The organism is Methyloversatilis universalis EHg5, assembly GCF_000378945.1.
GTDB lineage: Bacteria > Pseudomonadota > Gammaproteobacteria > Burkholderiales > Rhodocyclaceae > Methyloversatilis > Methyloversatilis universalis_A.
In genome coordinates this window covers 2,369,346-2,394,125 of record NZ_KB900539.1, presented here as the reverse complement: position 1 = coordinate 2,394,125, position 24,780 = coordinate 2,369,346, and the positions used below count along the sequence as shown (strand labels likewise).

At 67.6% G+C, this 24,780-nt stretch carries 31 protein-coding genes; 9 read left to right on the top strand and 22 right to left on the bottom strand.

Annotated elements, in window-relative coordinates; all coding sequences use genetic code 11:
• Positions 1-22: 22 nt before the first annotated feature.
• The 18 genes from METUNV2_RS0111060 to hemP all read right to left on the bottom strand — a co-directional run bounded on the left by METUNV2_RS0111060 (position 23) and on the right by hemP (position 13,710).
• The gene (locus METUNV2_RS0111060; RefSeq protein WP_018229541.1) at positions 23-811 is read right to left on the bottom strand and encodes a heme ABC transporter ATP-binding protein; all 789 of its coding nucleotides are present in this window, start codon (positions 809-811) and stop codon (positions 23-25) included.
• A gap of 1 nt (position 812) precedes the next feature.
• Positions 813-1,862 carry a FecCD family ABC transporter permease gene (locus METUNV2_RS0111055; RefSeq protein WP_018229540.1) on the bottom strand — a complete coding sequence of 350 codons (1,050 nt, stop codon included), beginning with the start codon at positions 1,860-1,862 and terminating at the stop codon, positions 813-815.
• A complete protein-coding gene (locus METUNV2_RS0111050; protein WP_018229539.1) occupies positions 1,859-2,716 on the bottom strand; it encodes a heme/hemin ABC transporter substrate-binding protein in 858 nt (285 codons plus the stop codon). Before METUNV2_RS0111050 ends, METUNV2_RS0111055 begins: the two co-directional genes overlap by 4 nt.
• The gene (locus METUNV2_RS0111045; RefSeq protein ID WP_018229538.1) at positions 2,713-3,771 is read right to left on the bottom strand and encodes a hemin-degrading factor; all 1,059 of its coding nucleotides are present in this window, start codon (positions 3,769-3,771) and stop codon (positions 2,713-2,715) included. Before METUNV2_RS0111045 ends, METUNV2_RS0111050 begins: the two co-directional genes overlap by 4 nt.
• A 14-nt stretch (positions 3,772-3,785) precedes the next feature.
• Entirely contained in the window at positions 3,786-4,442 is a 657-nt protein-coding gene (locus METUNV2_RS0111040; RefSeq protein WP_018229537.1) for a PEP-CTERM sorting domain-containing protein, read from the bottom strand.
• Between the two features lie 121 nt (positions 4,443-4,563).
• Positions 4,564-4,770, bottom strand: coding sequence for a hypothetical protein (locus METUNV2_RS0111035; protein WP_018229536.1), 207 nt, complete (start codon positions 4,768-4,770; stop codon positions 4,564-4,566).
• A gap of 107 nt (positions 4,771-4,877) precedes the next feature.
• Complete coding sequence (locus tag METUNV2_RS0111030) at positions 4,878-5,240, bottom strand: DUF779 domain-containing protein (RefSeq protein WP_018229535.1); 363 nt, start codon at positions 5,238-5,240, stop codon at positions 4,878-4,880.
• Positions 5,241-5,713: 473 nt separating this feature from the next.
• On the bottom strand, positions 5,714-8,047 hold the full coding sequence (locus METUNV2_RS0111025; RefSeq protein WP_088178083.1) for a TonB-dependent receptor domain-containing protein: 2,334 nt from the start codon (positions 8,045-8,047) through the stop codon (positions 5,714-5,716).
• A gap of 92 nt (positions 8,048-8,139) precedes the next feature.
• Entirely contained in the window at positions 8,140-8,904 is a 765-nt protein-coding gene (locus METUNV2_RS0111020) for a PEP-CTERM sorting domain-containing protein (RefSeq protein WP_018229533.1), read from the bottom strand.
• Between the two features lie 220 nt (positions 8,905-9,124).
• A complete protein-coding gene (gene rpsD / locus METUNV2_RS0111015) occupies positions 9,125-9,739 on the bottom strand; it encodes a 30S ribosomal protein S4 (protein ID WP_018229532.1) in 615 nt (204 codons plus the stop codon).
• Positions 9,740-9,804: 65 nt separating this feature from the next.
• Positions 9,805-10,050 carry a hypothetical protein gene (locus tag METUNV2_RS0111010; protein WP_018229531.1) on the bottom strand — a complete coding sequence of 82 codons (246 nt, stop codon included), beginning with the start codon at positions 10,048-10,050 and terminating at the stop codon, positions 9,805-9,807.
• A gap of 259 nt (positions 10,051-10,309) precedes the next feature.
• Entirely contained in the window at positions 10,310-10,729 is a 420-nt protein-coding gene (locus METUNV2_RS0111005) for an ExbD/TolR family protein (protein ID WP_018229530.1), read from the bottom strand.
• Between the two features lie 16 nt (positions 10,730-10,745).
• The gene (locus METUNV2_RS0111000; protein WP_018229529.1) at positions 10,746-11,504 is read right to left on the bottom strand and encodes a MotA/TolQ/ExbB proton channel family protein; all 759 of its coding nucleotides are present in this window, start codon (positions 11,502-11,504) and stop codon (positions 10,746-10,748) included.
• A 76-nt stretch (positions 11,505-11,580) separates the two neighbouring features.
• The gene (locus tag METUNV2_RS0110995; protein WP_018229528.1) at positions 11,581-12,384 is read right to left on the bottom strand and encodes an energy transducer TonB; all 804 of its coding nucleotides are present in this window, start codon (positions 12,382-12,384) and stop codon (positions 11,581-11,583) included.
• Positions 12,385-12,450: 66 nt separating this feature from the next.
• On the bottom strand, positions 12,451-12,648 hold the full coding sequence (locus METUNV2_RS0110990; RefSeq protein WP_018229527.1) for a hypothetical protein: 198 nt from the start codon (positions 12,646-12,648) through the stop codon (positions 12,451-12,453).
• 81 nt (positions 12,649-12,729) lie between these two features.
• A complete protein-coding gene (bfr, locus tag METUNV2_RS0110985) occupies positions 12,730-13,209 on the bottom strand; it encodes a bacterioferritin (RefSeq protein ID WP_018229526.1) in 480 nt (159 codons plus the stop codon).
• 93 nt (positions 13,210-13,302) lie between these two features.
• Positions 13,303-13,518 (bottom strand): (2Fe-2S)-binding protein, encoded by a 216-nt coding sequence (locus METUNV2_RS0110980; RefSeq protein WP_026188077.1) that lies wholly within the window; start codon positions 13,516-13,518, stop codon positions 13,303-13,305.
• A gap of 6 nt (positions 13,519-13,524) precedes the next feature.
• A complete protein-coding gene (hemP, locus tag METUNV2_RS0110975; RefSeq protein WP_018229524.1) occupies positions 13,525-13,710 on the bottom strand; it encodes a hemin uptake protein HemP in 186 nt (61 codons plus the stop codon).
• Between the two features lie 214 nt (positions 13,711-13,924).
• Between hemP and dmeF the strand changes: the two genes are divergently transcribed.
• Together dmeF and ppa are read left to right on the top strand one after the other, a co-directional pair.
• Positions 13,925-14,899, top strand: coding sequence for a CDF family Co(II)/Ni(II) efflux transporter DmeF (gene dmeF, locus METUNV2_RS0110970; RefSeq protein ID WP_018229523.1), 975 nt, complete (start codon positions 13,925-13,927; stop codon positions 14,897-14,899).
• Between the two features lie 27 nt (positions 14,900-14,926).
• Positions 14,927-15,475 carry an inorganic diphosphatase gene (gene ppa / locus METUNV2_RS0110965; RefSeq protein ID WP_018229522.1) on the top strand — a complete coding sequence of 183 codons (549 nt, stop codon included), beginning with the start codon at positions 14,927-14,929 and terminating at the stop codon, positions 15,473-15,475.
• On the opposite strand, the gene METUNV2_RS0110960 is transcribed toward ppa, so the two are convergent.
• From METUNV2_RS0110960 to xseA, 4 genes are all read right to left on the bottom strand, one after another.
• A complete protein-coding gene (locus METUNV2_RS0110960; RefSeq protein ID WP_018229521.1) occupies positions 15,469-16,653 on the bottom strand; it encodes a GNAT family N-acetyltransferase in 1,185 nt (394 codons plus the stop codon). The two genes, ppa and METUNV2_RS0110960, sit on opposite strands and share 7 nt — an antisense overlap.
• A 20-nt stretch (positions 16,654-16,673) precedes the next feature.
• A complete protein-coding gene (locus tag METUNV2_RS0110955) occupies positions 16,674-17,063 on the bottom strand; it encodes a 4a-hydroxytetrahydrobiopterin dehydratase (RefSeq protein WP_018229520.1) in 390 nt (129 codons plus the stop codon).
• Between the two features lie 169 nt (positions 17,064-17,232).
• Positions 17,233-17,820 (bottom strand): superoxide dismutase, encoded by a 588-nt coding sequence (locus tag METUNV2_RS0110950; protein WP_018229519.1) that lies wholly within the window; start codon positions 17,818-17,820, stop codon positions 17,233-17,235.
• A 127-nt stretch (positions 17,821-17,947) separates the two neighbouring features.
• Positions 17,948-19,309 (bottom strand): exodeoxyribonuclease VII large subunit, encoded by a 1,362-nt coding sequence (gene xseA / locus METUNV2_RS0110945; RefSeq protein WP_018229518.1) that lies wholly within the window; start codon positions 19,307-19,309, stop codon positions 17,948-17,950.
• 252 nt (positions 19,310-19,561) lie between these two features.
• Between xseA and METUNV2_RS0110940 the strand changes: the two genes are divergently transcribed.
• From METUNV2_RS0110940 to METUNV2_RS0110910, 7 genes are all read left to right on the top strand, one after another.
• Complete coding sequence (locus tag METUNV2_RS0110940; protein ID WP_018229517.1) at positions 19,562-20,173, top strand: MotA/TolQ/ExbB proton channel family protein; 612 nt, start codon at positions 19,562-19,564, stop codon at positions 20,171-20,173.
• Positions 20,174-20,182: 9 nt separating this feature from the next.
• Positions 20,183-20,611, top strand: a complete 429-nt coding sequence (locus tag METUNV2_RS0110935; protein ID WP_018229516.1) for an ExbD/TolR family protein — start codon at positions 20,183-20,185, stop codon at positions 20,609-20,611.
• On the top strand, positions 20,608-21,615 hold the full coding sequence (gene lpxK, locus METUNV2_RS0110930) for a tetraacyldisaccharide 4'-kinase (protein WP_018229515.1): 1,008 nt from the start codon (positions 20,608-20,610) through the stop codon (positions 21,613-21,615). The genes METUNV2_RS0110935 and lpxK overlap by 4 nt, the downstream gene beginning before the upstream one ends.
• Positions 21,596-21,805 carry a Trm112 family protein gene (locus tag METUNV2_RS0110925; protein WP_008060169.1) on the top strand — a complete coding sequence of 70 codons (210 nt, stop codon included), beginning with the start codon at positions 21,596-21,598 and terminating at the stop codon, positions 21,803-21,805. Before lpxK ends, METUNV2_RS0110925 begins: the two co-directional genes overlap by 20 nt.
• A gap of 16 nt (positions 21,806-21,821) precedes the next feature.
• On the top strand, positions 21,822-22,586 hold the full coding sequence (gene kdsB / locus METUNV2_RS0110920) for a 3-deoxy-manno-octulosonate cytidylyltransferase (RefSeq protein ID WP_018229514.1): 765 nt from the start codon (positions 21,822-21,824) through the stop codon (positions 22,584-22,586).
• A 122-nt stretch (positions 22,587-22,708) separates the two neighbouring features.
• Entirely contained in the window at positions 22,709-23,362 is a 654-nt protein-coding gene (gene adk / locus METUNV2_RS0110915; RefSeq protein WP_018229513.1) for an adenylate kinase, read from the top strand.
• Positions 23,363-23,366: 4 nt separating this feature from the next.
• On the top strand, positions 23,367-24,623 hold the full coding sequence (locus METUNV2_RS0110910) for a 6-phosphofructokinase (protein WP_018229512.1): 1,257 nt from the start codon (positions 23,367-23,369) through the stop codon (positions 24,621-24,623).
• Positions 24,624-24,780 lie beyond the last annotated feature (157 nt).

Sequence of the window (24,780 nt, the reverse complement as noted above, 5' to 3'; positions counted from 1 at the left end):
GAGCCGGCCGTCCACGCCTGCCTCAGTCGGCCGCTTCGGCCACCAGCAGCGGACGGCCGCTGCCGTCGTCGTCCAGTACCCGGCAGCGCAGGCCGAAGGCGTCGGCCAGCGCCGGGCTGCGCAGCACCTGATCCGGCGGGCCGTCTTCCCGCAGCCGGCCGCCGGTCAGCAGCACCATGCGATCGGCATAGCGGGCGGCCAGATTGAGGTCATGCACGATGGCCAGCACCGACGTGCCGCGCTGCCGGGCGAACTCGCGGGCGCAGGCCAGCGTGCGGTGCTGCCAGGCGATGTCCAGCGCGGCCACCGGTTCGTCCAGCAGCAATGCATGCCCGCCGGGCGGCGCGGTCCACACCTGGGCCAGCGCGCGCGCCAGATGCACCCGCGCCTGTTCGCCGCCGGACAGGGTGCCGCACACCCGGTGCGCCAGCGCGCTGCAGCCGGTCAGCGCCATCGCCTCGTTCGCGATGGCACGGTCGGCAGCGGTCGGACGGCCGAGGTGGTGCGGATAGCGACCGAGCGCAACCACGTCGCGCGCAAGGTGGTCGAGATCGCTGCGCTGGTGCTGCGCCAGCACCGCACGCAGCCGGGCACGTTCCAGCGCCCCCAGATCTCGCACCGGGCGGTCGCCGTAGCGCACTTCGCCGTCGGCCGTGTCCAGATCGCCGGACAGTGCGCGCAGCAGCGTGGTCTTGCCGGCGCCGTTCGGGCCGACCAGCACGCACAGCTGGCCCGGCTCAAGCGCGAGCGTCAGTTCGTCGAGCAGGCGCCGTCCGCCGACGCGTACGCCGAGATGATGGGCGGACAGCATGTCAGTGCAGCTCCCGTGCTGCGCGGCTGCGCAGCAGCATCATGAAGAAGGGGGCGCCGATCAGTGCCGTGAGCACGCCGATCGGCAGTTCCGCCGGTGCGACCCAGGTGCGCGCGGCGGTGTCAGCCAGCACCACCAGCACCGCGCCGCACAGCGCGCTGGCCGGCAGCAGTCCGGCGTGGGCCGGGCCGACCAGGCGGCGTGCCAGATGCGGCGCGATCAGGCCGATGAAGCCCAGCGTACCGGTGAGCGCCGTGGTGGCGCCGACCGACAGTGCGATCAGCAGCACGCAGCTGCGGTTCAGTCGCGCGGTGTCGACGCCGAGGTGACCGGCCTGCGCTTCGCCCAGCGCCAGTGCGTCCAGCGGCCCGGCGCGGCGCAGCAGCGCGTGCAGCGCGACCGCGGTGGCGGCGGCTGCGGCCGCCACGCCGGGCCAGGTGGCGGCGGCCAGACTGCCCAGGGTCCAGAAGGTGAACTGCCTGACCTGGGCGTCGCTGCCCATGAACATGAGCAGGCCGATGCCGGATAGGGTGAGCGCATTGATGGCAATGCCCGACAGCAGCATGCGGGTGACCGAACTGCGACCGTCCTGGCGCGAGGCGGCATAGACCAGCGCGGTGGTGAGCGCGGCGCCGGTGAAGGCGGCCGCCGGCAGCAGCACGGCGGACAGCGCGCCGCCGGCACCCGGCAGCAGGCCGCCCAGCACCACCACAGCGGCCGCGGCCAGCGCGGCACCGCTGCTGACGCCGATCAGGCCGGGGTCGGCCAGCGGATTGCGCATCAGCCCCTGCATCGCGGCGCCGGCAATGCCCAGCCCGGCGCCGGCGATGACGCCGAGCATGACGCGCGGCAAGCGCAGCGTGCGCACCACCAGCGCTGCACCGTCGTCGCTGCCGGTGCCGGTCAGTGCGGCCAGCACCGCGCCCGGCGACAGCGCGACCGCACCGCTGCCCAGTGCGAGCAGCACCGTCATCGCGAGCGCTGCGGCCAGACAGCCCAGCGTGGTGGCGACCGGCCAGGCAGCGGGCAGCGTCAGCGTGCGCGCATTCATGAGGCGCGCACCGCACGCGCCAGTTCGCGCACCGCCTCAGGCAGCCGCGGGCCGAAACCCAGCATGCGCAGCGCGTCCATGCTCACCAGCCGGCCGGCCCGGGCCGCCGGCAGTGCCGACAGGCCGGGCCGGGCGAGGAAGGCTGCGCGGCCGCCGGCCGCGGCCAGCGCTTCGTCGGTGGTGACGATGACGTCCGGCGCAGCGGCCAGCGCGGCTTCCAGCGTGAGCGGGCGGTAGCCGCGGAAGCGGCCGGCCATCACGTTGGCAGCGCCGGCATAGCCCAGCATGGCGTCGGCTGCGGTGTCGTCACCGGCCACCATGGGCGTGCCGCCGCCGTGGTCGAGAATGAACAGCACGCGCGGCTTGCCGGGCAGGGGGGCGATGTCGCGCCGGGCGGCAGCCCAGTCCTGCTCGAAGCGGGCGGCCATCGCTTCACCGGCCGCCTGCATGGACAGCGCTGCGGCCACTGCCCGGATGCTGCGGCCGACCTCGGCTGCGCTGTGCTCGGCCGGCAGCTGCATCACCTGCACACCGGCGCCGCGCAGCTGGTTCAGCACCACCGGCGGGCCGGCGTCCGCGGTCGCGATCAGGTGGGAGGGCCGCAGCGCCAGCACGCCTTCGGCGGCCAGCGCACGCTGGTAGCCCACCTTGGGCAGGGCCTGCGCGGTGGCCGGCCAGGTGCTGGTGGTGTCGGTGGCGACGATGCGGTCGGCCGCACCCAGCGCATGGACGATTTCGGTCACCGCACCGCCCACCGTGACCAGACGCTGGGCCGGCGGTGCGGCGAGTGCGGCGAGTGCGACCACTGCGCACAGCGCCGCGGCGAGCGCGCCGGCTGCGCGCAGCGCCTTCATGCGGCGACCTCCTGCAGGTCGGCCAGCGTGCGCACCAGGGTGCGCCAGTCTTCGCGTTCCGGCTTGCCCGGCTTGCGTTCGCCGAAGAACAGCGCAATGGTTTCGCCGGTCGCGTCCAGCAGTTCGACCGAGGTGACGATGCCGTCCGCGGTCGGCTTGCGCACGATCCAGGTTTCGACCACCAGATCCTGCCGCAGGTGCAGGTTGAAACCGGCGTCCAGCACATTGATCCACGGACCCATGGGCTCGATGCGATGCACCGGCCCGGTGTGGATCTGGATCATGCCCGGGTTGCCGACGAAGCACATGATGGATACGCCGTCGCCGGCCGCCGCTTCCAGCAGCGGTCGCACCGAGGCGTTGTCGATGCGCAGCGCGTGCTCGGGCGGTGCCAGCTGCATCGCCTGCCGGCGCGACACCGCGTGGCGTTTCAGCAGCGGGAAGAAATCGTGCGTGTCCTGCATGGCCAGCCAGTCGCGGCGGAAGGCGGCGGTGTCGACCGTATCGACCGAAGGCTCTGCCGCTGCCGGCGGGCGCGGCAACACGCTTTCGCCGGCCTGCTGCTCCTCTGCCGTGAACGCGCTCACCAGCGCGTCCCATGCGGCCAGATCGGTGCCGGCGCGCGAGAACACCTTGTGCACCGCTTCGCCGTGGCGGTCGTAGAACTGCAGACTGCGCGATTCACCGCGCGGCGTGCTTTCGGTCACCGCATAGCCGTGCGCCCAGCGGCCGTAGAAGATGCGCAGGTCGATCGCGCTGCCGAGCGCCAGCCCGACCTTGTCGTCGCCCGACATCTGTTCGAAACGGCCGGTCTTTTCATGCACCGCGGCTTCGTTGCGGGTGAGCGCCATCACTTCACCCAGTTCGGGCATGCGGCGGAACAGGGCGTCGAAAGGGGCGGCGAGCCGCACCGCGTCGCGGCCGACGCCGCTGGCGATGGCTTCGCATTCGCTGATGCCGAGCGCAGCGGCCGCGTCACGGTTGCGCAGCCGGCGTTCGGCTTTCAGCGCATGGAAGGTGTGGTGGAGGCTTTCCGGATCTGCATGTGTGGTCATGGTCGGCTCCCGGTTCAGACGCGGCGACGCGCGAGGGCGCCGAGCAGACCCAGACCGGCGGCCAGCGACAGCCACACGGACGGTTCGGGCACCGGTGCGGCGAGCACTGCGAGCTGGTCCAGGCTGGTGTGGGCGGCCGAACTGCCGAAGCTGAACTGCAGGCTGCTGACGTCGGTCACCGTCCAGCGCCAGTAGGCTTCTTCTTCGCTGCCACCGAAGCCGCCCAGCGCGGCGCTGTAGCTCACGCTCTTGTCGGCGGCGACGCCATTGAGCGTGGCCACGCTGTCCAGCGACGTGCCTTGGGTGGCGGTGCGCAGCCATACCGTCCAGGTGCCGTTCAGCACCGTGTCGAGCGTGGCCGAAAAGGCGGCCGCACCGCCGGCGCTGTACAGATTGCCGGTGCCGGTCAGGAAGCTGCCGGCGGCCGGATTGAGCTGGCTCAGACTGCCGCTGCCGGCGATGTCCGGCGTGCTGTCGGTGGTGGTGCTGTCGAACACGTTCCACTCGGCGGCGACGCTGCCGGTGGCCCAGGGGCTGGCTGAAGAGGCGCCGCTGCCGTCGGAGCCGGCGAGCGAAGTGTCCCAGCGCGCGCTGGCGGCGAGGGCGGTGGAGGAAAGAACAGCGGACAGCGCGCACAGCGCGCCGGCGGACAGCAGACGACGGAAGGACATGACGGACCTCGGGTGAGCCCCTGCATCCCTTCCCCGCGAAGGCGATCGTTCAGGCGGAAATGATGATGTGTGCTGCAGCTCCGCGGCCTCGCGCCGCCGGAGGTGAAGGGCGTACCGCGGCTCAGCCGGGCACGAAATCGATGACGTAGCGGTACTGCTTGCCGCAGTCGATGATGACTTCCTTCTGGCCGCGCTTGAGCAGCCGCACTTCCACGCTCAGCGAGCCGAACCCGTCGTGGCGGATCAGCTCGTCGAGCAGCGCAGACAGACGGACTTTCAGCGCATCGGCCGGCGGATGGTGAGGCGAAGGTTGGGACGCAGGCAGCATGGACGCAGGCAGTCGTTCATCATTTGGTAAATGATAATTATTACTGATTGGATGTCAAGCGTGCCTGTGCATGCGCGTGCAGGGCGCATGCGAAGGAAAGGCGGTGATCAGTGGTTGATGCGACGCAGTACGAAGCGGTCAGCCAGGCCGCTGGCGTCACCGTGGGCTTCCTGAACGTCCAGCAGCAGGCCGCCGCTGCCCAGTGCGTCGAGCACTTCGGGCGTGATCCAGTATTCGCATCCGGCCACTTCGCCCAGCTTGATGTCGTGGTCGGACACCGCCAGCGCACCGACCGGGCGGCAACGAGGCTGCATCAGGTCTTCTGCGTCGTCGTGGCGGAACATGAGCGGGCCGTAGCGCGCGGACAGGCGGATGATGAGCATGACCGCATCGACACTGGTGGACAGCTGCGGCAGTTCGGTCGGATCGGGCATGAAGCCCTGGCAGTAGGGGTCGGACGGGTGAGGCATGAGGCGATTCGTAGGTCAGTCAGCCGGCGGAGCGTCCGGTCATGCAGCCATCTGCGGACCGTGAGCGGCGTGCTGAGACAGCGTGCTGCGGCGGTGAGCGGTAACGAAGTGCATGGCGAAGGTCTCCGGTTCCGGCAATCGGCTGCGGCGGAAGGGCGCAGCGCCGCCCTGTTCGGGCTTTGTCGCGAATCAGCAAGAGACGAGCCATGCGGCAGTGAAGCGGCTGAACGATGATTCCGCAGCGGATTTTCATGCGGCGGGCGCAGGTGCGCTGCGAAGTGTCCAGTTACGGTGCATTGCATGTGTTCATGGCTGAAACGCTGGTGACAGGCCGCCGTCATGGTCTGTGCGCGGGAACGCACGGCCCGGCGGCATTCTCGCCGGGCCGCGGGGTCTTTTACATATGATTTTATATTCATATGTTGACCGGCTTTCGCCGGTGGCCGCCCTCGGGAGCGCATGCAGTCAGCGGATTAGAAGCGCATCGTGACCGACGTGCGCAGCGCGCGACCCGGTGCCTGTACGCCGACTGCGCCGGCGAAGCCGTCCTGCATGCACCAGGTTTCGTTGGTCAGGTTGTCGACATTGATCCGCAGCAGCGTGTCAGCGGTGATCTGCCAGCTGGCGAACAGTTCGAACAGCCGCACGCCGTACTGGGTGCCGATCACGCCCACGCCGGGCACCACCAGACTGCCGGGGCGCGAGCACACGGTGGCCACGCTGCCGGTGACCGCCTGCCGGTTGGCGATGTCGCGCATGCGCACGCCGCCTTCCAGACGGCCGTCCAGCCCGCGCAGGCCGACGCTGACGCTCAGCGTATCGCCGGGCACGCCGTACAGCGCGTAGTCGGTGCCCGCCACCGGATTGGTGATGCGGCCGTCGATCTGTGACCAGGACAGCGAAGAGAACCAGCGTCGCCCGTCGTAGCTGATTTCCAGTTCGGTACCCTTGCGGCGTTCCTTGCCCGGCTGGTCGACCTCACCGCCGACATTGGCCAGCGAACTGAGCAGCCGGCGGGTGTGGATGTCGTAATAGCTCGCGCGTGCCTGCCAGCGGCCGTCGGCGGCGCTGGCCGGCTGCGGCATCCAGGCCAGCGTCAGTTCGTGGTTGGACGATTCCTGCGGCCGGTAGAGCGCGCCGCAGATTTCGTTGGCGGGTGCGAGATCCAGCGCCGGGTCGTAGGGCTGGCCCACGCCGGAGGGGTCGTACAGCGGTTCCGGGTAGAGCACCCGATTGCCGGGCAGGGCCGGCCAGCCGGCGCTGCGGGCGCAGCGGCTGGCAAAGCTGCCGCGCGCGAAGTACTCATCCACCAGCGGCGGCCGGAAGGCTTCGTGGTAGCGCACGGTGGCCGACACATCGCTGCGCGGAATGCGCCAGGTCAGCGCCGCCGCGGGTGACAGTCGGGTGAAGCGGATGTCCGGCGCCTGGCCGGCGGCGATCATGTTCACCCGGGTCTGCCCCTGGGCGCTCACGTGGTAGCGGTCCATCCGGGCACCCGGAGTGAAGGTGAAATCGCCCCAGGTGAAGACGTTCTCGACGATCAGCGCGTCCGACATCTTGTCGCCTGGCGGCTGCGCCTCGTTGAAACCGTTGGGATAGATCTGTTCGTTGGTCAGCGCACGCGAGGTGACACGGGAAATGTCGCGGCTGTTGCGTATGCCCTGGTAGCCCACGCTGAGCACGCCGGCCACCGGCCCGAGCGTGTAGCGGGTGTCGTTGAACACCTCTGCGGTCCAGATCTGGTAGCGCCAGGCGTCGTCGCAGCGGTCGATGCGGAAAGCGGCCGGAAATGCGGTGGACGGTGATACGCAGATGCGGCTCTGGCCTATCCGGTGCACATCGGCGAGGTCGGTGCTTTCGTAGGCCAGCGTGGCGCGCAGCGCGATCCATGAATCCGCTGGCGTGTAGGTGGCGCGCAGATTGGTGGTGCTGTCTTCGATGCTGCGTTCGACCACGCCGAACTGGCCGCTGCTGCCCGCGGTGGCATCGTAGGGCGCGCGCTCCGGCCCCCCGGTGTAGCGGGTCTGGCTCAGTTCCAGCGTGAGATCGTCGGTGGCGTAGAAGGTGAGCTTGGCGAAGCGGCTTTCCGAATGGGTGGCGGTCAGATCGAGCGCACGGCCGTCAGGCAGCCGGATGTCCTGTGAATCGCGCAGCGCCACTGATACCACCAGATCGAGATAGCCGTTCGGCCGGCCATAGACCGTCGTCATGCGCAGACGCTCATGGCTGTTGGCGTTGTAGCCCAGCTTGACCTGGGCGCCGAACTGTTCGCCCGGGCGCAGGAAGTCGGCGGCTGAACGGGTGGTGGCCGACACGGTGCCGCCCAGCGCGCCGGAGCCGGATTTCAGCGACGGACCACGCTCGATTTCAACGGCCTTCAGCAGTTCCGGCTCGATGAACACGCCGCTGCCGAAGCGGTACTTCTCGAAGCCCTTTACCGCGCCGTCGATCTTGAACAGCACGTCCTCGTTGTCGGAAAAGCCGCGCAGATTGAATTTCATGCCGGATGCGCGCGGTCCGCCATCGACCGATACGCCGGCGACGTCGCGCACCAGATCGAACAGGTTACTGGCCTGACGACGCGCGATCGCTTCGGCGTTCAGCGTGGTGACCGGCCGGTCCGCCGGCAGTTCGAGTTCGCCGGTCGGTTCGGGGTCGGGCGTGCCGATGATTTCGACTTCGGGCAGCAGCACCGGGCGGTTGTCGTCGGTGAGGGTGTCCTGTGCGGCGGCCGTGGGCGCGATGAAACCGTGCAACAGCGAGAGGGGAAGACAGAACAGCAGTGAGCGGGCGAAAGGGTGGGTCACGGTCAGGGAAAGTGCGTGTGCAGACAGGGGCGCAGCAGGCCCCTGCCAGCGGATGCCGGCGGGGGCCTGACATCCGCGACGGTGCTGCGAGATCAGTTCAGGCGGCGGCGGGCGCCCAGCGCGATCACGCCCAGACCGGCCAGCAGCAGGGCATAGGTTTCCGGCTCCGGAACCGGGGCCGTGGGTGCGGTTGCGGCCGCCGCCAGCTGGTCGAGCTGGAAGGACTGGACCTGCGCGTGGTTGTCGGTGGCGAAGGTGATGCGGAAGCTGGTGACCGGTACGGTGACGCCCAGTGCGGCCAGATCCCAGTTGAAGGTGAGGTGGTTGGGATTGTTCGGATCGGATGCCACGTACTGACCGGTGAAGAAATCGGTGTAGCCGAGGTTTTCGCTCAGCTGGCTGCTGGCGAGCAGGAACTGGCTGCCACCGTTGAAGCTCAGGCGGGGCAGATTGCTGGCGGCCAGAAGGCCGTAGATGCCATTGCTGCCGGTGCTCACATTGACATAGCTCTGGAAGGTGAGACCGGTGAGGCCATCCACCGCGTCGCTGACCGCGATTTCGAAGGTCGAGCCATTGCCGGCAAACTGGTACAGGCCGGCCGAAGCCGGGTAGGCGCCGCCGGAGGTCTTGCGCAACGTGGCACCCCCTTCGCTCTCCACATTCGATGCGATGCCGGCGGTCAGCTGGGTGCCGGTGATGCGGGCCGCGGTCAGGTTGTTGAAGCCGTCGGTGGCGATCGAATCGACCGGGGTGTCGAAAGCCGCATGGGTGGTACTGGCCTGAGCCTGACCGGCGATGAGCAGCGTGGCGGAGGCGAACAGCGGCAGCGCGGCGCTGCGCAGGGCGGGTGACATCATGGAATGACCTCTTTCGTTGGATGGACCGGGTTGAGCGGCCCGCAGTGGCTGCGGGCCGCCGTAACAGGAGCCGATCGGGACGGCGGAGGTCGGGGGGAAAGGCTTTGAAGGGATTGCGGGGGTCATGGGCGCTCCGGGGCTGTGCATGACTGGCTGGCCCCGCAGGCGGGCTGGCTGGCAGGATGGAGCCGGCGTGCTGCCGGCCGGGGACGGTGACGGCTTACACGCGCAGCGCGTAGAACTCGACCACCTTCTGTGATTCGAACGGGAAGGGCGCGGCGTCGCCCGGTGGCAGGTGCGCCAGTCGCAGGCTGAGGGCGGATGCGTCAAAGGCGATCCATTCCGCCCGCTCCAGCGCAGGCGTGGCCAGCGCATCGACCACGCTCTGCACAGCGCGCCCCTTTTCCGTCAGCGTCACGGTGTCACCCACGCGCAGCCGGATCGACGGAATGTTCACCCGCCTGCCATTGAGCAGCACGTGGCGGTGGCGCACCAGCTGGCGGGCGGCCGGGATGGTGGGCGCGAGGCCGCCGCGGAACACGATGTTGTCAAGCCGACGCTCCAGCAGTTCGACCAGCTTTTCGCCGGTCGGCAGCTTCGACCGCTCGGCCTCCTTGAATACCGCGCGCAGCTGGGTTTCGGTCAGGCCGTAGTTGTAGCGCAGCTTCTGTTTTTCCATCAGCTGGGCGCCGAATTCGGACTTGCGGCGGTTCGGGCGATTGCCGTGCTGGCCGGGGGGCGAGGTACGGTTTTCGACGCTCTTGCGGGTGAGGCCGGGCAGTTCGGTGCCGAGGGCGCGCAGCACGCGCAGGCGGGGACCGGTATAGCGGGACATGAAAACTCCGGGTATCAGGTACGAGGGAAAGCGGAAATCAATGCGCTGAATTCAAGGCGCGGAACTCAGTGCGCGGTGCGCGACGCCGGCGCGCTGGCAGCGTGCTGGGACCAGCGGTGGATCAGCGCACCGCACACCTCGCGCATCAGCGGGTCGGCGCGCTCGTCGTCGGCCACCACTTCCAGATGGCGGATCACCATCTGCGCCACCTCGGGGCAGGGGCGCTCGGCAAAACGGGTCATGACGAAAAGCGTTGCAGCGGCCAGCGTGCTCGGGCTGGCTTCGGCGGCGTTCTGTGCTTGCGGGGTCATATCGATGCGGCCTCCGGCTGGGCGAACGGTGGGCGTTCGCACGGTTCTTGATCGGGAGGCTGGCATCGAACCGCGGGGTGTCGCGGTGCGGGCTGGCGGTTGCGCAGCAGTGCTGCGAATCGTTCTATATGAGAACGATTCGCATTACATCAATACCGGGTCGAGCTGTCAAGCGCATCTGTCCGGAATATGCGCAGGGGGGCTACAAAGCAGAACGGCCGCCCCGAGGGGCGGCCGTTCGTGACCGGGCAGCAGCTGATTACTTCGCTGCCGACGGATCAGTGACGAAGCCGATGCGGGTGAGACCCAGGCGGGCCGCCTCGCTCATCACGTGCGCCACCGAGCGGTAGGGCACGTTCTGGTCGGCACGCAGCTGGATCTCTGCATTCTTGTCTTTGGCGGCCGCTTCCTGCAGACGCGCCTTGAGCGTGTCGACATCCACCTTCTCGCCGGCCCAGTACAGCTGTTCGTCAGGACCGATGGCGATCTGGATGTTTTCCGGCGGCAGCTGGTTGGCGCTGGTCGATTCCTTGGGCAGGTCGACCTTGACCGCGTGGGTGAGCAGCGGGGCGGTCACCATGAAGATGATGAGCAGCACCAGCATCACGTCGATCAGCGGAATCATGTTGATTTCCGCCATCGGGCCGTCGTCGTCCTGCTCGAAACTTGCAAAGGCCATGGTTCGGCGCTCCTGCTCAGTGGTTGCCGCGGGCGCGTTCGACCAGCGACAGCACGCGGTCGCCGGTGGCCTTCGGGTCGTTGGCGCCGCTGTCCTTGACGCCGGTCGACAGCATGACGAACACGTCGTGGGCGAAGCTGTTCAGTTCGGCCATCACGTTGCGGGTCGAGCGGGCGAAGAAGTTGAACGCGAGCGCGGCCGGAATGGCGGTGGCCAGGCCGATGGCGGTCATGATCAGCGCTTCGCCGACCGGGCCGGCCACCTTGTCCAGCGTGCCCTGGCCCGACATGCCGATGGCCAGCAGTGCGTGATAGATGCCCCACACGGTGCCGAGCAGGCCAATGAACGGTGCGCTGGAGGCGACCGACGCGAGGAAGGTCTGGCCGTATTCCATGCGGCTGCGGTCGCGTTCGATCGAACGCTTCAGCGCGCGGGTCAGGAATTCGTCGGCACTGCCGGTGGCGATCAGGCCGCGCGTGCCGGCATTGCCGTTGCGCAGCGTCTCAACTGCGCTGAAACCTTCATGCACCAGGTGCGAGAACGGATCGGTCACGCCGTGCGAACGCATGTCGCGCGCCACGTCTTCCAGCGAAGAGGCATTCCAGAAGCGGTCGAGGAAGGCGCCGCTGGCACGGCGCTGACGCACCGCGACGATGCCCTTCAGCACGATGAGGAACCAGGTGCCGACGGAGGCCAGCACCATCAGCACGAGGATGGTGGTCGCGACACCGTCTGCATTCGACAGAAAGTGCGCAAAACCGAGGGATTCGTTCATTCAATTGTCTCCTGATGGAAGCCTGAGTCATAAATCGGCCGCCGCGCAGTGTACGCCTGCGGCGGGCCGGGTCAAATCATGCGCCGGGGCCGAGGCGGAAGGACAGCGGTACATCGGCCTGGCCAGCCACTGCCTGGTCGCCGCGCTTGGCCGGAACGAACTTCCAGCGATTGCGCACCACCTCGAGCGCGGCCTGGTCCAGCAGCTCGTAGCCGCTGGAGGTGAGCACCACCACATTGGTCGGCAGGCCTTCCGCGCTGACCGACACCCGCAGCACCACGCGACCGGTCTGGTTCTGACGCTTGGCCATCGGCGGATAGGTGGGTGCGGGATTCTGCAGATAGGCGGCATCGAAGCGTGGCGGAATGACCGGCGCCGCAGCCGGGGCACTGTCCGGCGCCGCACTGGGCGGCGACGGGCGCGCCGGGGCGGCATCGATGGCCACCGGCTCCGGCGGCGCAGGCGGCTGTGGTGCAACGCTGGCTGCGGTCGGTGCATCGCTGGCGGCAGCCAGCACCGGCAGTGCGGTTTCCTTGCGCTGCGGCTTGGGCTGCTTCAGCGGCTTGGGCGGTTCAGGTTCGATCCGCGGCTGTTCCTTCGGCGGTTCGGGTGCCGTCATCGGCAGCGGCTCGGGGGCGATCAGCGCGGCATGCATGACGATCTGCGGCGCTTCGACCGGCGCCGGCGCATGGACGATCCACAGCAGGGCCAGTACATGCAGCAGCACCGCACCGACGAGTGCGCCACCACGCAGCGTCAGCCCGGTCCGCGGAATGCCGCTCACCGCGATGCGGCGGACCAGCCGCGCTGCGGCCGGGCCGAGCGCCGGGGCAGAGGCCAGGAATTCAGGGGCATCCGGGCGCAGTGCGGCGCTGGTCATGCGTGCTCCCGGACGGTCAGACGGACGGTGAAAGGCGTATGCATCGGCATCGGTGCGTATCGTGAATCAGAGAGGGTGCGGCGACGGCTGGGCGGGTGCGGCGGCCGGGGTGGGGCCGGTGGAGGCGGCATCGCGCGGAGCGGTGAGATCGGGGAGTGAAACCAGCAGCCAGGCAGCGGCCATGCTGGTGAGCACCGACAGCAGGGTGCGGGAGGCGGAGGCGGACCGGCCGGCGGTCCGCGCGGGGGCGTTCAGCGGTTTCATGGCGGTTTCGTATCGTCCGGTGTTGCATGACCCCGCTGGATGGCGGGGCGCGGGCAGTTCAGTACGAAACCGCCCGGTGCATCAGCTGCCGAGTTCTCCCATGGCGGACTGCGTGTAGTTCTGCAGTCCCATCTTGTCGATCAGGTCCAGCTGGGTTTCCAGCCAGTCGATGTGTTCTTCGGTGTCGGCGAGAATCTTGCGGAACAGGTCACGCGACACATAATCACCCGCGGTTTCGCTGCAGGCGATGGCTTCCTTGAGCGTTGCATGCGACAGCTGTTCGACCTTCAGGTCGCCGCCCAGCATTTCCGGCACGTTCTCGCCGATCAGCAGCTTGTGCAGATCCTGCAGATTGGGCAGTCCGTCGAGCATCAGGATGCGTTCGATCAGCAGATCCGCATGCTTCATTTCCTCGATCGACTCGTGATACTCGTGGTCGCCGAGCTTGTTCAGCCCCCAGTTCTTGTACATGCGTGCATGCAGGAAGTACTGGTTGATCGCGGTCAGTTCATTGACCAGCTGCTTGTTCAGGTACTGCAGAACCTTCTTGTCGCCCTTCATTTGGATTCTCCCAGTCAGGCGGTGCCACAAACGGTGACGCCTGACCGGATTTTAGGCTGTCATGAGCGCTGTGCGTCCGCCGGTGTCCGATTTTCAGGCGGCCATCGCAGGCTGGGTGTTGCGCTGCAACCGAATCGGCCTCATTTCGGCACGCGTGGCGTCGATCACTTCCTTCGCCGCCTTGGCGCAGCGTCCGCAGTCCCGGCAGCAGCCGAGCTGGCCGGCCACGTCGCGCAAGGTACGGCAGCCGGTCTGAACGGCGGTTCGGATGTCACGGTCGGTCACGGGTTCGCACAGACAGATGTACATGTCGTCCTACTTGGTCAGGATGAGTTTGCCGTTGCGGGTCAGACGCAGCGAATAGAGCTCGTCGCCGTGCCGGATCGCCACCTGCTTCTGGCCTGCAAGCAGGGTGGTGGAGTCGAGTGCGGGTCGCTGCACGAGCTCGGCAACCGGACGCGGGCTGGGCGCGGCTGGCTGGGTGCTGGGAGACTGCGACATTCGGCAATAATCATAGGAATGAGAATGGTTCGCATTAATTCATAGTGTGGAAGGCCTGTCAAGCACTCCGGTTTGAGCCAGCGCAAGAATCTGCAAACGCGGCGTCCGGCGTGCGAACGCCTACAATCCCGCCATGACCCGACACCCTTCCCGCACATCCTCCCGACACACGTCCTCTGCCAGCCCGGATCGCACCGCCAGGCCGTTCTGCCCGGTGCACCGGGCAGATTTCCTGCCCCACCCGGAAAAGTCCGGCCGGGCCATAGAACACGTTCTGTGGCTCAGTGCGCTGGCCATGGTTGCGGAAATCGTGACCGGCCATCTGTCCGGCTCGATGGCGCTGCTGGCCGACGGCTGGCATATGGGCACCCATGTCGCGGCGATGGCCATCAGTGCCTATGCCTACCGTTACATGCGGCGCCACGCCGGGCAGGCCTTCTACAGCTTCGGTCCGGGCAAGGTGTCCTATCTGGCCAGCTACACCTCCAGCCTGCTGCTGGCCGGCGTGGCGGTGTTCATGCTGTTCGAGGCGGCCAGCCGGCTGCATGCGCCGCATGCGATCCAGCACGAGGAGGCGCTGGTGGTGGCGCTGATCGGTCTGGCGGTCAATCTGGTCAGTGCCTGGCTGCTGCACGGACGCGACGGGCACGGCTCGCATCACCACGGCGAGCCGGAGCGGGGGCAGGACCATCACGGTCATGATCATGAAGGTGAAGGGCACCATCACCATCACCATCACCACGATCACAATCTGCGCGCCGCCTATCTGCATGTGCTGGCCGACGCGCTGACCTCGATTGCCGCCATCGGTGCGCTGCTGGCGGGCAAGTGGGCCGGCATGGACTGGCTGGACCCGATCGTGGCGGCGGCCGGCGGCCTGCTCATCCTGCGCTGGGCCTGGCAGCTGGCACGCGACAGCGCCTCGGTGCTGCTGGACAGGCAGATCGGTGGACCGGTGGCGCGCGCGGTGCATGCCCATGTCGAACACTGGGGCGGGGCGACACTGGACCTGCATCTGTGGCTGCTGGCGCCCGGACGCCACGCGCTGTCGCTGACGGTGGAGGCCGGACCGGCGCATGATCCCGAGCGACTGCGCGCACTGCTGGAAGCCGAACCGGCGCTGGCGCATGTGACGCTTGACCTCAGGTTGCGACACGATTCTTCTGTTGCGCCGCAACAATCGCTATAATCGCGGGCTTTTCACAAGGAGCGAGACATGGGTCTGGAACGAGTTCCGTCGGGCAAGGATCTGCCCAACGATTTCAACGTTGTGATCGAAATCCCGATGCATTCGGACCCGGTCAAGTACGAAGTGGACAAGGAGTCGGGCGCTGTTTTCGTCGACCGCTTCATGTCGACCGCCATGCACTACCCGTGCAACTACGGCTACATTCCGCACACCATCGCTGGCGACGGCGATCCGGTCGACGTGCTGGTGATGTCGCAGTTCGCGCTGCCGCCGGGCGTGGTCGTGCGCTGCCGCCCGATCGGCATGCTGAAGATGGTCGATGAGGCCGGTGAGGATGCGAAGCTGCTGGCCGTGCCGGTGGACAAGCTCACCCCGATGTACCGCTCGGTGCAGAGCCCGCGCGACCTGCCGCAGATCCTGCTGGACCAGATTTCGCACTTCTTCGAGCACTACAAGGATCTCGAGCCGGGCAAGTTCGTGAAGGTCCAGGGCTGGGGTGACATCGAGGACGCCAAGAAGGAAATCATGGCGGGCGTCGAGCGTTACCAGCAGGCCGAAGACAAGCCGAATTACTGAAGATCGGCGAGCCCGACGCCCTCCTGCCCGACGGTGGCCCGGCCGCCGTCCCGGTACGGGGTGCGTTCCTCAAGCTCGTTGATATGCAGTGCCATGCCGGCGCGCTCCCTCTGCAGGTAGCGCGCCACGGCATCCGCGAAATCCGCGTCGCGCAGCCAGTGCGCCGACGCGGTGCGCACCGGCTCAAAGCCGCGCGCCATCTTGTGCTCGCCCTGGGCACCCCCTTCGAAAGCCTCCAGTCCGCGCTCGATCGCGTATTCGATGCCCTGGTGGTAGCAGGCCTCGAAATGCAGACAGGGCACGTATTCCATCTCTCCCCACCAGCGGCCGTACAGCCGCCTGTCGTCGCGCAGGCTCAGTGCGCACGCGATGTCATGTCCGTTGCGCGACGCGATCACCATCATCAGTGACGAGGGTATGCGGCTGCGCAGCGTTTCGAAGAAGCGTGCGTTGAGATAGGGCCGCTGTCCGCGCACCCGGTAGGTGTTGCGGTAGCAGGCGATGAACAGCGCCAGCGCCGCGTCATCCAGGTCGGCACCGTCCACCCGCCTTAGCGTGATGCCGGCATCGCACACCCGGTGCCGCTCCTGGCGGATCTTCTTGCGCTTGTCCCTGCTCAGCGTCGCCAGGAAGGCCTCGTAGTCGGCGTAGCCGGCGTTGTGCCAGTGGAACTGCACCGATTCGCGCAGCAGCAGGCCGGGCCGGTCGCGCAACGCGGCCAGCGATACCGCATCCGGAAACAGCAGGTGGGCGGACGACAGACCCGAGCTTTCGGCCTGCTGCAGCCAGGCATCGACCAGTCGGGTGCGGGCCGCGTTGTCGCGGGCCAGCAGCCGGGGGCCGGGCACCGGGGTGTAGGGGATGGCGGACAGCTGTTTCGGGTAATAGCTGCGGCCGGTGCGTTCCAGCGCTTCCGCCCACGCCCAGTCGAACACGTACTCGCCGTAGCTGTGCGACTTCAGATAGCCGGGCAGGGCGGCCACCAGCGTGTCGCCGTCGTACAGCGCCAGATGGTCCGGCTGCCAGCCAGTGTCGGCGCTGACGCAGCCGGACGACTCCAGCGCGTCGAGAAAGGCGTGCGACAGCGTCGCATGACCGCCGCCCAGCGCGTTCCACGCGGCGGCGTCGATGTCGGCGATCGCCGCGTGGCGCGCGATGCGCAAGCCGGTGTAGGTCAAACGGCCTCCGCGTCCGGCTGTCAGTCGTACTTGATGTACTTGAAGCGCGGGTCGTCCGGCGTGCCGGCCAGCGCGCTGCCTTCTTCCGCACCCGGCTGCCACATGATGACGTCCTCGATCTTCTTTGCCAGCTGGAAGTCGCGCTCGGTCACGCCCTTGGCTTCGTGGTTCACCAGTTTCACGATCACGAAGGCATAGGACACCGTGAGATCCGGATGATGGAAAGCGGCCTCGGCCAGATGGCCGACCGTATTGACCACCATCAGCGTGCCCTTCCAGCCGCTGGTCTTGTACTTGCGGCGTATCCAGCCGTCTTCGTAATACCACTTCGGCAGTTCCGCCTTCAGGCGGGCATCGATCTCTTCCGGCGTGAAGGTTTCGTTCGGGCCGGCTTTTCTCCATTGCGACATGGCGTTTCTCCCTGTGCGTTGACAGCATTCCGACCGTGCAAGTCACGGTGCGTTTCGCCCGGCTGCAAAGAAAAACGCGCTGCAGGCGAATGTACCGTGCAGCGCGTCGTTCATGCCGTCCGGGGACGGCAGTGTGCGGAATCGTTCAGCGACTTCCGCAGCCGGCAGCTCAGCCCGCGAAGTTCGCGGCGGCGAAGTCCCAGTTCGCCAGGCTGGCGAGGAAGGTGTCGACGAAGTCCGGACGACGGTTGCGGTAGTCGATGTAGTAGGCGTGTTCCCACACGTCGATGGTCAGCAGGGCCTTGGCGTCCGAGGTCAGCGGGGTGCCGGCGCCGGAGGTGTTCACGATGTCCAGCGAGCCGTCAGCCTTCTTGACCAGCCAGGTCCAGCCGGAGCCGAAGTTGCCGACGGCCGAGGTCTTGAACGCCTTCTTGAACTCGTCGAAGCTGCCCCACTTGGCATCGATGGCTGCAGCCAGTGCACCGGTCGGTGCGCCGCCGCCGGCCGGCTTCATGCTGTTCCAGAAGAAGGTGTGGTTCCACACCTGGGCCGAGTTGTTGAACACGCCGCCGACCGGTGCCTTCTTGATGATGGCTTCGAGGTCGAGCGCTTCGTATTCGGTGCCCTTGACCAGATTGTTCAGATTGGTGGCGTAGGCCTGGTGATGCTTGCCGTAGTGGAATTCCAGGGTTTCGCGCGAAATGTGCGGAGCCAGTGCGTCGAGTGCGTACGGCAGGGGGGGCAGGGTGTGTTCCATATTGTTTGTTCTCCCGGTCAGTCGGTTCAATGCAAGGGCGAGAGTTTAGGTCGGGTGTGTTTCGAGTACAAGGCGGTTTCAGCCCTCAGTTCGCGGTGCGTACGCTTTCTGTCCTTTTCAGTCTCTTTCAGTCCTTATCCCTCAGCCGGGTGATATCGGCGTCGGCGCCGCCCTGGCCGAACTGCAGCCGCACCGGCTGGCCGACCGTCAGGCTGGCCGCGTCACGCACGATGCGGCCTTCGCTGTCGCGCACCAGCGCATAGCCGCGCGACAGCACGGCGCCCGGATCGAGCTGACCGAGCTGGGCCGCTGCCAGCCGCAGTCGCTGGCGGGCGTCGTCCAGGTGGCTGCCTGCCGCCTGCTGCAGATGATCCCGCAGCCGGGCCAGTCCGGCCCGCCGCATGTCCAGCGCCGGCCGGCTGCCGCGCAGCCGCAGCGTCAGACCTTCGGTCCGGTTCTGTGCCTGCCGGAGCTGACTGGCCCCGGCGCGGCGCATCCGGCCGTGCAGCGCGTCCAGCCGCTCGCGGGCGAGCGCGAGCTGACGTGCCGGCGCATGCAGGCGCTCGGCCAGATCGTCCAGCCGGCGTCCGAGCCGGTCCAGCCGGTCGCGCTGCGCGCGGCCCAGCCGTTCGGCCAGCGCGTGCAGCCGGCGCGCGGCATCGACGTGGCCGGTGCTGACGATTTCGGCCGCGGCGGTCGGTGTGGCGGCGCGCAGATCGGCCACGAAATCGGCAATCGAAAAATCGGTCTCGTGACCGACGCCGCTCACCACCGGCAGCGGGCAGGCGGCGATGGCGCGCGCCACACGCTCGTCGTTGAAGGCCGCCAGGTCTTCGGCCGATCCGCCGCCGCGTACCAGCAGTACCAGATCCGCATCACAGCGGCCGGCGGCGGCCAGCGCGGCGGCGATCCGTGCCGGCGCCTCGACGCCCTGTACAAGACAGGGCACGAGCACGAGTTCGACGTGCGGGGCGCGTCGCGCCAGCGTGGCCAGCACATCGCGCAGTGCGGCGGCCGAGGGTGAGGTGACCACCGCGATGCGGGCCGGCAGCGGCGGCAGCGGCCGCTTGCGCGCGGCGTCGAACAGGCCTTCCGCCTCCAGCTTCGCCTTCAGGCGCAGGAAAGCTTCGAACAGCCCGCCGACACCGGCCTGACGCATCGCGTCCACCGTGAGCTGGAAGTCGCCGCGCGGTTCGTACAGCGAAACCTGGGCGCGCACCTCAACCTGCAGTCCGGCACGCGGTTCGAAGGGCAGCAGCTGGCTGCGGCTGCGGAACATGACGCAGCGCAGCTGTGCCGCGTCGTCCTTCAGCGAGAAGTAGAGGTGGCCGGAGGCCGCGCGGGTGACGCCGGACAGCTCACCGCGTACCCAGAGCACCGGAAACTGGCGTTCCAGCGTGATGCGTGCGCGTCGCGCGAGCTCGGATACGGCGATGGCGGACGTTTCTCCGCGCAGGTCCGCGGCAGTGGTCGGAAAATCGGAAGACATGGAATCTGTAGCGCGTGTGTCGCGGGTGGTGACGTGTCCGACCCGGCTGTCATCGAAGCTTAATTTTTGATCGGCGTAAGAAAAAATCTTTTCGGCGGGCGGTTTAGCGTATCCGCCCAGACGAAACCCACACAGTTATCCACAATTTCTGTGGATAACCCTGGCAGGCCTTCGAACAGCGCTTCGGCAGGGTTGCCGCCCCGTATCCGCTCAGGCTACATTTCGCGGCTTGTTCAGCGAAGGAAAGCGCACGTGTTCGACATCATCCGCGCGGCCGGTTGGCCGATCTGGCCGCTGATCGCGGCTTCCGTCATCGCCGTCGCGCTGATCATCGAACGCCTCGCCAGTCTGCGCCGCAGCAAGGTGGTGCCGGATGCGCTGCTGGAATCCATCCTGACCGATCTCAAGGGCAGGCAGCCCGACCCGGACATGATACGCCGCGTCGCCGCGCACTCGCCGCTCGGCCGGGTGTTCGCAGCCGGCCTGCGCAATGTGCGCGCCACCCGCGAAGTCATGAAGGAAGCAATCGAGGAAGAAGGCCGCGCGGTGGCGCACTTCCTGGAGCGCTATCTGAACACGCTGGGCACCATCGCCGCCGCGGCGCCGCTGATGGGCCTGTTCGGCACCGTGGTGGGCATGATCGAAATCTTCGGCTCGCAGACCGCCACCGGCAGCAATCCGCAACAGCTGGCCAGCGGCATCTCGATCGCGCTGTACAACACCGGCTTCGGCCTGCTGGTGGCGATTCCGGCGCTCATCTTCCACCGCTACTTCCGTGGCCGGGTCGACGACTTCGTGGTCGATATGGAGCAGCAGGCGGTGAAGCTGGTCGAGGTGGTGCACGGCGAGCGTGCAGCGAAGTAAGGGCCGGCGATGAATTTCCGACGCGGCCGCGGGCGCGAAGAGCTCGAAATCAATCTGATCCCGCTGATCGATGTGCTGCTGGTCATCCTCATCTTCCTGATGGTGACCACCACGTATTCGAAGACTGCCGGCCTGGAGATCACGCTGCCCAGCGCCGAGGCGCCGGAGTCGCAGGCGAACGACCGCGAAATCAACGTGCTCATCACCGCGCGCGGCGAAATCCTGATCAACCGCCAGCCGGTGGCCGGCCGCGGCAGCGACGCGCTGGCCGAGGCGCTGGGCCGGGCGGCGGCGGGCCGCAAGGATCCGGTGGTCATCATTTCATCCGACCGCGATGCGCGTCTGCAGTCGTCCATCGACGTGATGCAGGCGGCCCAGCGGGCCGGCATCGCCGGCATTTCATTCGCCACCCAGTCGGACGCGTCCGGCGGCCGATGAACAGCGCGCCTGCGCTGTGGCGCAGCCGTGGCATCGCTGCCTGGCTGCTGTGGCCGCTTTCCATGCTGTTCGGTCTCGTGGCGGCCGTCCGCCGCGCGGCCTTTGCCGCCGGCCTGCTCCGAAGCACCCGCCTGCCGGTGCCGGTGGTGGTGGTCGGCAATATCATCGCCGGCGGCGCAGGCAAGACGCCGCTCACGCTGCATCTGGCGCGCGAACTGAGCGCGCGCGGCTACCGGCCGCTGATCGTGACCCGCGGCTACGGTGGCGAGGCCGATACGCCGCACCCGGTGTCCGCCGACGGCGATGCCACCCGGTCGGGCGACGAAGCGGTGCTGCTGGCGCGCCGCTCGGGCGTACCGGTGTGGCAGGGCCGACAGCGTGCGGCTGCGGCGCTGGCCGGGCTGGCCGCGCATCCCGAATGCGATCTGGTGCTGTGCGACGACGGCCTGCAGCACTACGCGCTGGCGCGCGACATCGAAATTGCGGTGGTGGACCGGCGCGGCCTGATGAATCGCCTGCTGCTGCCGGCCGGTCCGCTGCGCGAACCGCCGGCGCGGCTGCGCACGGTGGATGCGGTGGTGCTCAATGGCACGGCCGAAGCGCTGGCAAGCGGGCAGCCGACCTTCCGCATGCGTCTGGAAGGCCGCGTCTTCCATCGCCTCGACGCACCGGAGCGCACCGCCGACGCACAGGATCTGCGCGGCCTGCGCCTGCATGCGCTGGCCGGCATCGGCGAGCCCGCGCGCTTTTTCGACCATCTGCGTGCGCTCGGGCTGAATTTCGTCGCGCATCCGTTTCCCGACCATCACGTGTATCAGCCGCAGGATGTCGCGTTCCCGGAGTGCGATGCACTGCTGCTGACCGAGAAGGACGCGGTAAAATGTCACGGTTTGTTGAGCACCCCGATCTGGGTGCTGCCGGTCGAGGCTCGCCTCGACCCTGATCTGGCGGCCTTTGTTCTGGGCCGCCTCGCGGAGTTGAAGCATGGATCCACGTCTTCTTGAAATTCTCGTCTGCCCGGTCACCAAGGCACCTCTGGTGCTGGACCGTGCGCGCAACGAACTGCAGTGCAAGGCCAGCCGTCTGGCCTACCCGATACGCGACGGCATTCCGGTCATGCTGGAGGACGAAGCGCGCGAAATGAGCGAGGACGAAGTCGCAGCGCTGCGCGAGCCGTCCGGCCGCAGCGCCTGAAGCGCGGGGAGGCATCATGTTCAAGGTCGTCATTCCCGCCCGCCATGCCTCGACCCGGCTGCCCGGCAAGCCGCTGCTCGACATCGGCGGTCTGCCCATGATCGTGCGGGTGGCACAGCGGGCGGCGCAGAGCGGTGCCGACGCGCTGGTGGTCGCCACCGATCACGAAGGCATCGCCGACGCGGTGCGTGCTCACGGTTTCGAGGCGGTGATGACCCGCAGTGACCACGCCACCGGCACCGACCGCATCGCCGAGGTGGCGGAACAGCTGGGCTGGTCGCCGGCTACCGTGGTGGTGAATGTGCAGGGTGACGAACCGCTGATCGACCCCGACCTGATACGACAAGTTGCGCAGGCGCTGGACCAGGATCCGGAGTCCTCCATCGCCACCGCCAGCAGCGCGATCACCGACAGCGCGGATTTCTTCAATCCGGCGGTGGTGAAGGTGATCAGCGACATCCACGGCCGCGCGATGTATTTCTCGCGTGCGCCGATTCCCTGGGCGCGCGACGCCTTCGCCGCCTCGCGCGACACGCTGCCGGTGGGTCTTGGCGCCCAGCGGCATATCGGCATCTATGCCTACCGCGTGCGTTTCCTGCAGCGCAATGCGCGCCTCGATCCGGCGCCGATGGAGCAGGTCGAGGCGCTCGAGCAGCTGCGTGCGCTGTGGCACGGCTACCGCATCCGCGTGGTGGCTGACGTGCCGATGCCGCATGCCGGCGTCGATACGCCGGACGACCTCGAACGCGTCCGCGCGCTGTTTGCCGGCGGCCAGGTCTGACGCATTGCGGTTTGACCGCGCACACCGTTGCGCGGTAACGTCGCGCCCGCTGGCATTGCGTTTGCCAAGGTGCGCGCACTGTTCGAACAGAATTCAAAAACAGACTCACATCAGGAGAGGACATGCGTCTCATACTTCTGGGCCCCCCGGGCGCAGGCAAAGGCACTCAGGCGACCTTCATCAAGGAACGCTTCAACATCCCCCAGATTTCCACCGGTGACATGCTGCGTGCCGCGGTCAAGGCCGGCACGCCGCTGGGCATCGAGGCGAAGAAGGTGATGGACGCTGGCGGTCTGGTGTCCGACGACCTCATCATCAATCTGGTCAAGGACCGCCTGAAGGACGACGACTGCAAGGCCGGCTACATGTTCGACGGCTTCCCGCGCACGATTCCGCAGGCCGACGCGATGAAGGCGGCCGGTGTGCCGATCGACTTCGTGCTCGAAATCCAGGTGCCGGACCAGGACATCATCACCCGCATGAGCGGTCGCCGCGCCCACATCGCATCGGGCCGCACCTATCACGTGGTGTTCAATCCGCCCAAGGTCGAGGGCATCGACGACGTGACCGGCGAACCGCTGGTGCAGCGCGACGATGACCGCGAAGAAGTGGTGCGCAAGCGTCTGGACGTTTACCACTCGCAGACCCGTCCGCTGGTCGAGTACTACTCCGGCTGGGCGCAGCGCGGCGAGCCGGGCGCACCGAAGTACCGCGCCATTTCCGGCGTCGGTCCGGTCGATGAAGTGAAGCAGCGCGCCTTCGATTCGCTGGCCTGATCGCATGGTCGCAAACCTGTTCTACGCGCAGTCCGGTGGCGTCACCGCGGTCATCAACGCGACCGCCTGCGGTGTCATCCAGGCCGCGCGTGAACGGGGTGATGTGATCGGTAAGGTGTTCGCCGGGCGCAATGGCATCCTCGGTGCGCTGCACGAAGACCTGATCGACACCTCGCTGGAAAGCGATGCGGCCATCGCCGCCCTGCGTCACACGCCGGGCGGCGCCTTCGGCTCCTGCCGCTACAAGCTGAAGGGCCTCGAAGAAAGCCGTGCGCAGTACGAGCGGCTGATCGAGGTGTTTCGCGCGCACGACATCCGCTGGTTCCTCTACAACGGCGGCAACGATTCGATGGACACCGCGTGGAAGGTGTCGCAGATCGCGGAAAAGCTGCTCTACCCGCTCACCTGCGTCGGCATTCCGAAGACGGTGGATAACGATCTGGTCGAAACCGACAACTGCCCGGGCTTCGGTTCGGTGGCGAAATACGTTGCGGTGTCGATGATGGAAGCCGGTCTCGACGTCGCCTCCATGGCACGCACGTCGACCAAGATATTCGTGATGGAAGTGATGGGCCGGCACGCCGGCTGGATCACCGCCGCCGCCGGTCTGGCCGCGCGCACGCCGGGCGAGGCGCCTCACATCCTGCTGTTCCCCGAAATTCCGTTCGACGAGGCGGCCTTTCTGGCCCGCGTCGACGCCTGCGTGCGCGAGCATGACTTCTGCGCCATCGCGGTGTCCGAAGGCCTGCGTGGCGCCGACGGCAAGCTGCTGGCCGAGTCCGGAACGCGTGACGCCTTCGGCCACGCCCAGCTGGGCGGCGTCGGTCAGCAGATCGCCGAACTGATCAAGACGAAGCTCGGCCACAAATACCACTGGGCGCTGCCGGACTACCTGCAGCGCAGCGGCCGCCACATCGCCTCCGGCACCGACGCAGAGCAGGCCTACGCGCTCGGCCGCCGCGCGGTCGAACTGGCGGTCGAAGGCCGCAATGCGGTCATGCCCGCCATCGTGCGCGTGTCCGACACGCCGTATGCATGGAAGATTGACGTGGCGCAACTGCAGAACGTTGCGAACCGCGAGAAGATGATGCCCGCGCATTTCATTTCCGACGACGGCTTCGGCATCACCGACGCCTGCCGGAAATACCTGCAGCCCCTGATCGAAGGCGAGGACTACCCGCCCTACGTGAATGGACTGCCGGCCTATGTCAGTCTGAAGAACGAAAGCGTGCCGCGCACGCTGCCGCCGTTCGCAGGCTGACCGGGTCGAAGACGCACCGCTTGTAGCCGCACGCTCCCCGGCGTGCGGATGACATACCAGGTCAGGCGCCGCAGGGGCGGCTGACCGGCAGCCCACAAGGTTGCTCGCTGCTTTCGGGGGCGACGTGAAAGCGCCGTCCTTTCGTTGCACGCAGTCA

Bases quoted from the DNA above. Each gene is read 5' to 3' on its own strand.
- METUNV2_RS0111060 (WP_018229541.1), bottom strand. From the start codon at position 811: ATGCTGTCCGCCCATCATCTCGGCGTACGCGTCGGCGGACGGCGCCTG.
- METUNV2_RS0111055 (WP_018229540.1), bottom strand. From the start codon at position 1,862: ATGAATGCGCGCACGCTGACGCTGCCCGCTGCCTGGCCGGTCGCCACC.
- METUNV2_RS0111050 (WP_018229539.1), bottom strand. From the start codon at position 2,716: ATGAAGGCGCTGCGCGCAGCCGGCGCGCTCGCCGCGGCGCTGTGCGCA.
- METUNV2_RS0111045 (WP_018229538.1), bottom strand. From the start codon at position 3,771: ATGACCACACATGCAGATCCGGAAAGCCTCCACCACACCTTCCATGCG.
- METUNV2_RS0111040 (WP_018229537.1), bottom strand. From the start codon at position 4,442: ATGTCCTTCCGTCGTCTGCTGTCCGCCGGCGCGCTGTGCGCGCTGTCC.
- METUNV2_RS0111035 (WP_018229536.1), bottom strand. From the start codon at position 4,770: ATGCTGCCTGCGTCCCAACCTTCGCCTCACCATCCGCCGGCCGATGCG.
- METUNV2_RS0111030 (WP_018229535.1), bottom strand. From the start codon at position 5,240: ATGCCTCACCCGTCCGACCCCTACTGCCAGGGCTTCATGCCCGATCCG.
- METUNV2_RS0111020 (WP_018229533.1), bottom strand. From the start codon at position 8,904: ATGATGTCACCCGCCCTGCGCAGCGCCGCGCTGCCGCTGTTCGCCTCC.
- rpsD (WP_018229532.1), bottom strand. From the start codon at position 9,739: ATGTCCCGCTATACCGGTCCCCGCCTGCGCGTGCTGCGCGCCCTCGGC.
- METUNV2_RS0111010 (WP_018229531.1), bottom strand. From the start codon at position 10,050: ATGACCCCGCAAGCACAGAACGCCGCCGAAGCCAGCCCGAGCACGCTG.
- METUNV2_RS0111005 (WP_018229530.1), bottom strand. From the start codon at position 10,729: ATGGCCTTTGCAAGTTTCGAGCAGGACGACGACGGCCCGATGGCGGAA.
- METUNV2_RS0111000 (WP_018229529.1), bottom strand. From the start codon at position 11,504: ATGAACGAATCCCTCGGTTTTGCGCACTTTCTGTCGAATGCAGACGGT.
- METUNV2_RS0110995 (WP_018229528.1), bottom strand. From the start codon at position 12,384: ATGACCAGCGCCGCACTGCGCCCGGATGCCCCTGAATTCCTGGCCTCT.
- METUNV2_RS0110990 (WP_018229527.1), bottom strand. From the start codon at position 12,648: ATGAAACCGCTGAACGCCCCCGCGCGGACCGCCGGCCGGTCCGCCTCC.
- bfr (WP_018229526.1), bottom strand. From the start codon at position 13,209: ATGAAGGGCGACAAGAAGGTTCTGCAGTACCTGAACAAGCAGCTGGTC.
- METUNV2_RS0110980 (WP_026188077.1), bottom strand. From the start codon at position 13,518: ATGTACATCTGTCTGTGCGAACCCGTGACCGACCGTGACATCCGAACC.
- hemP (WP_018229524.1), bottom strand. From the start codon at position 13,710: ATGTCGCAGTCTCCCAGCACCCAGCCAGCCGCGCCCAGCCCGCGTCCG.
- ppa (WP_018229522.1), top strand. From the start codon at position 14,927: ATGGGTCTGGAACGAGTTCCGTCGGGCAAGGATCTGCCCAACGATTTC.
- METUNV2_RS0110955 (WP_018229520.1), bottom strand. From the start codon at position 17,063: ATGTCGCAATGGAGAAAAGCCGGCCCGAACGAAACCTTCACGCCGGAA.
- METUNV2_RS0110950 (WP_018229519.1), bottom strand. From the start codon at position 17,820: ATGGAACACACCCTGCCCCCCCTGCCGTACGCACTCGACGCACTGGCT.
- xseA (WP_018229518.1), bottom strand. From the start codon at position 19,309: ATGTCTTCCGATTTTCCGACCACTGCCGCGGACCTGCGCGGAGAAACG.
- METUNV2_RS0110935 (WP_018229516.1), top strand. From the start codon at position 20,183: ATGAATTTCCGACGCGGCCGCGGGCGCGAAGAGCTCGAAATCAATCTG.
- lpxK (WP_018229515.1), top strand. From the start codon at position 20,608: ATGAACAGCGCGCCTGCGCTGTGGCGCAGCCGTGGCATCGCTGCCTGG.
- METUNV2_RS0110925 (WP_008060169.1), top strand. From the start codon at position 21,596: ATGGATCCACGTCTTCTTGAAATTCTCGTCTGCCCGGTCACCAAGGCA.
- kdsB (WP_018229514.1), top strand. From the start codon at position 21,822: ATGTTCAAGGTCGTCATTCCCGCCCGCCATGCCTCGACCCGGCTGCCC.
- adk (WP_018229513.1), top strand. From the start codon at position 22,709: ATGCGTCTCATACTTCTGGGCCCCCCGGGCGCAGGCAAAGGCACTCAG.
- METUNV2_RS0110910 (WP_018229512.1), top strand. From the start codon at position 23,367: ATGGTCGCAAACCTGTTCTACGCGCAGTCCGGTGGCGTCACCGCGGTC.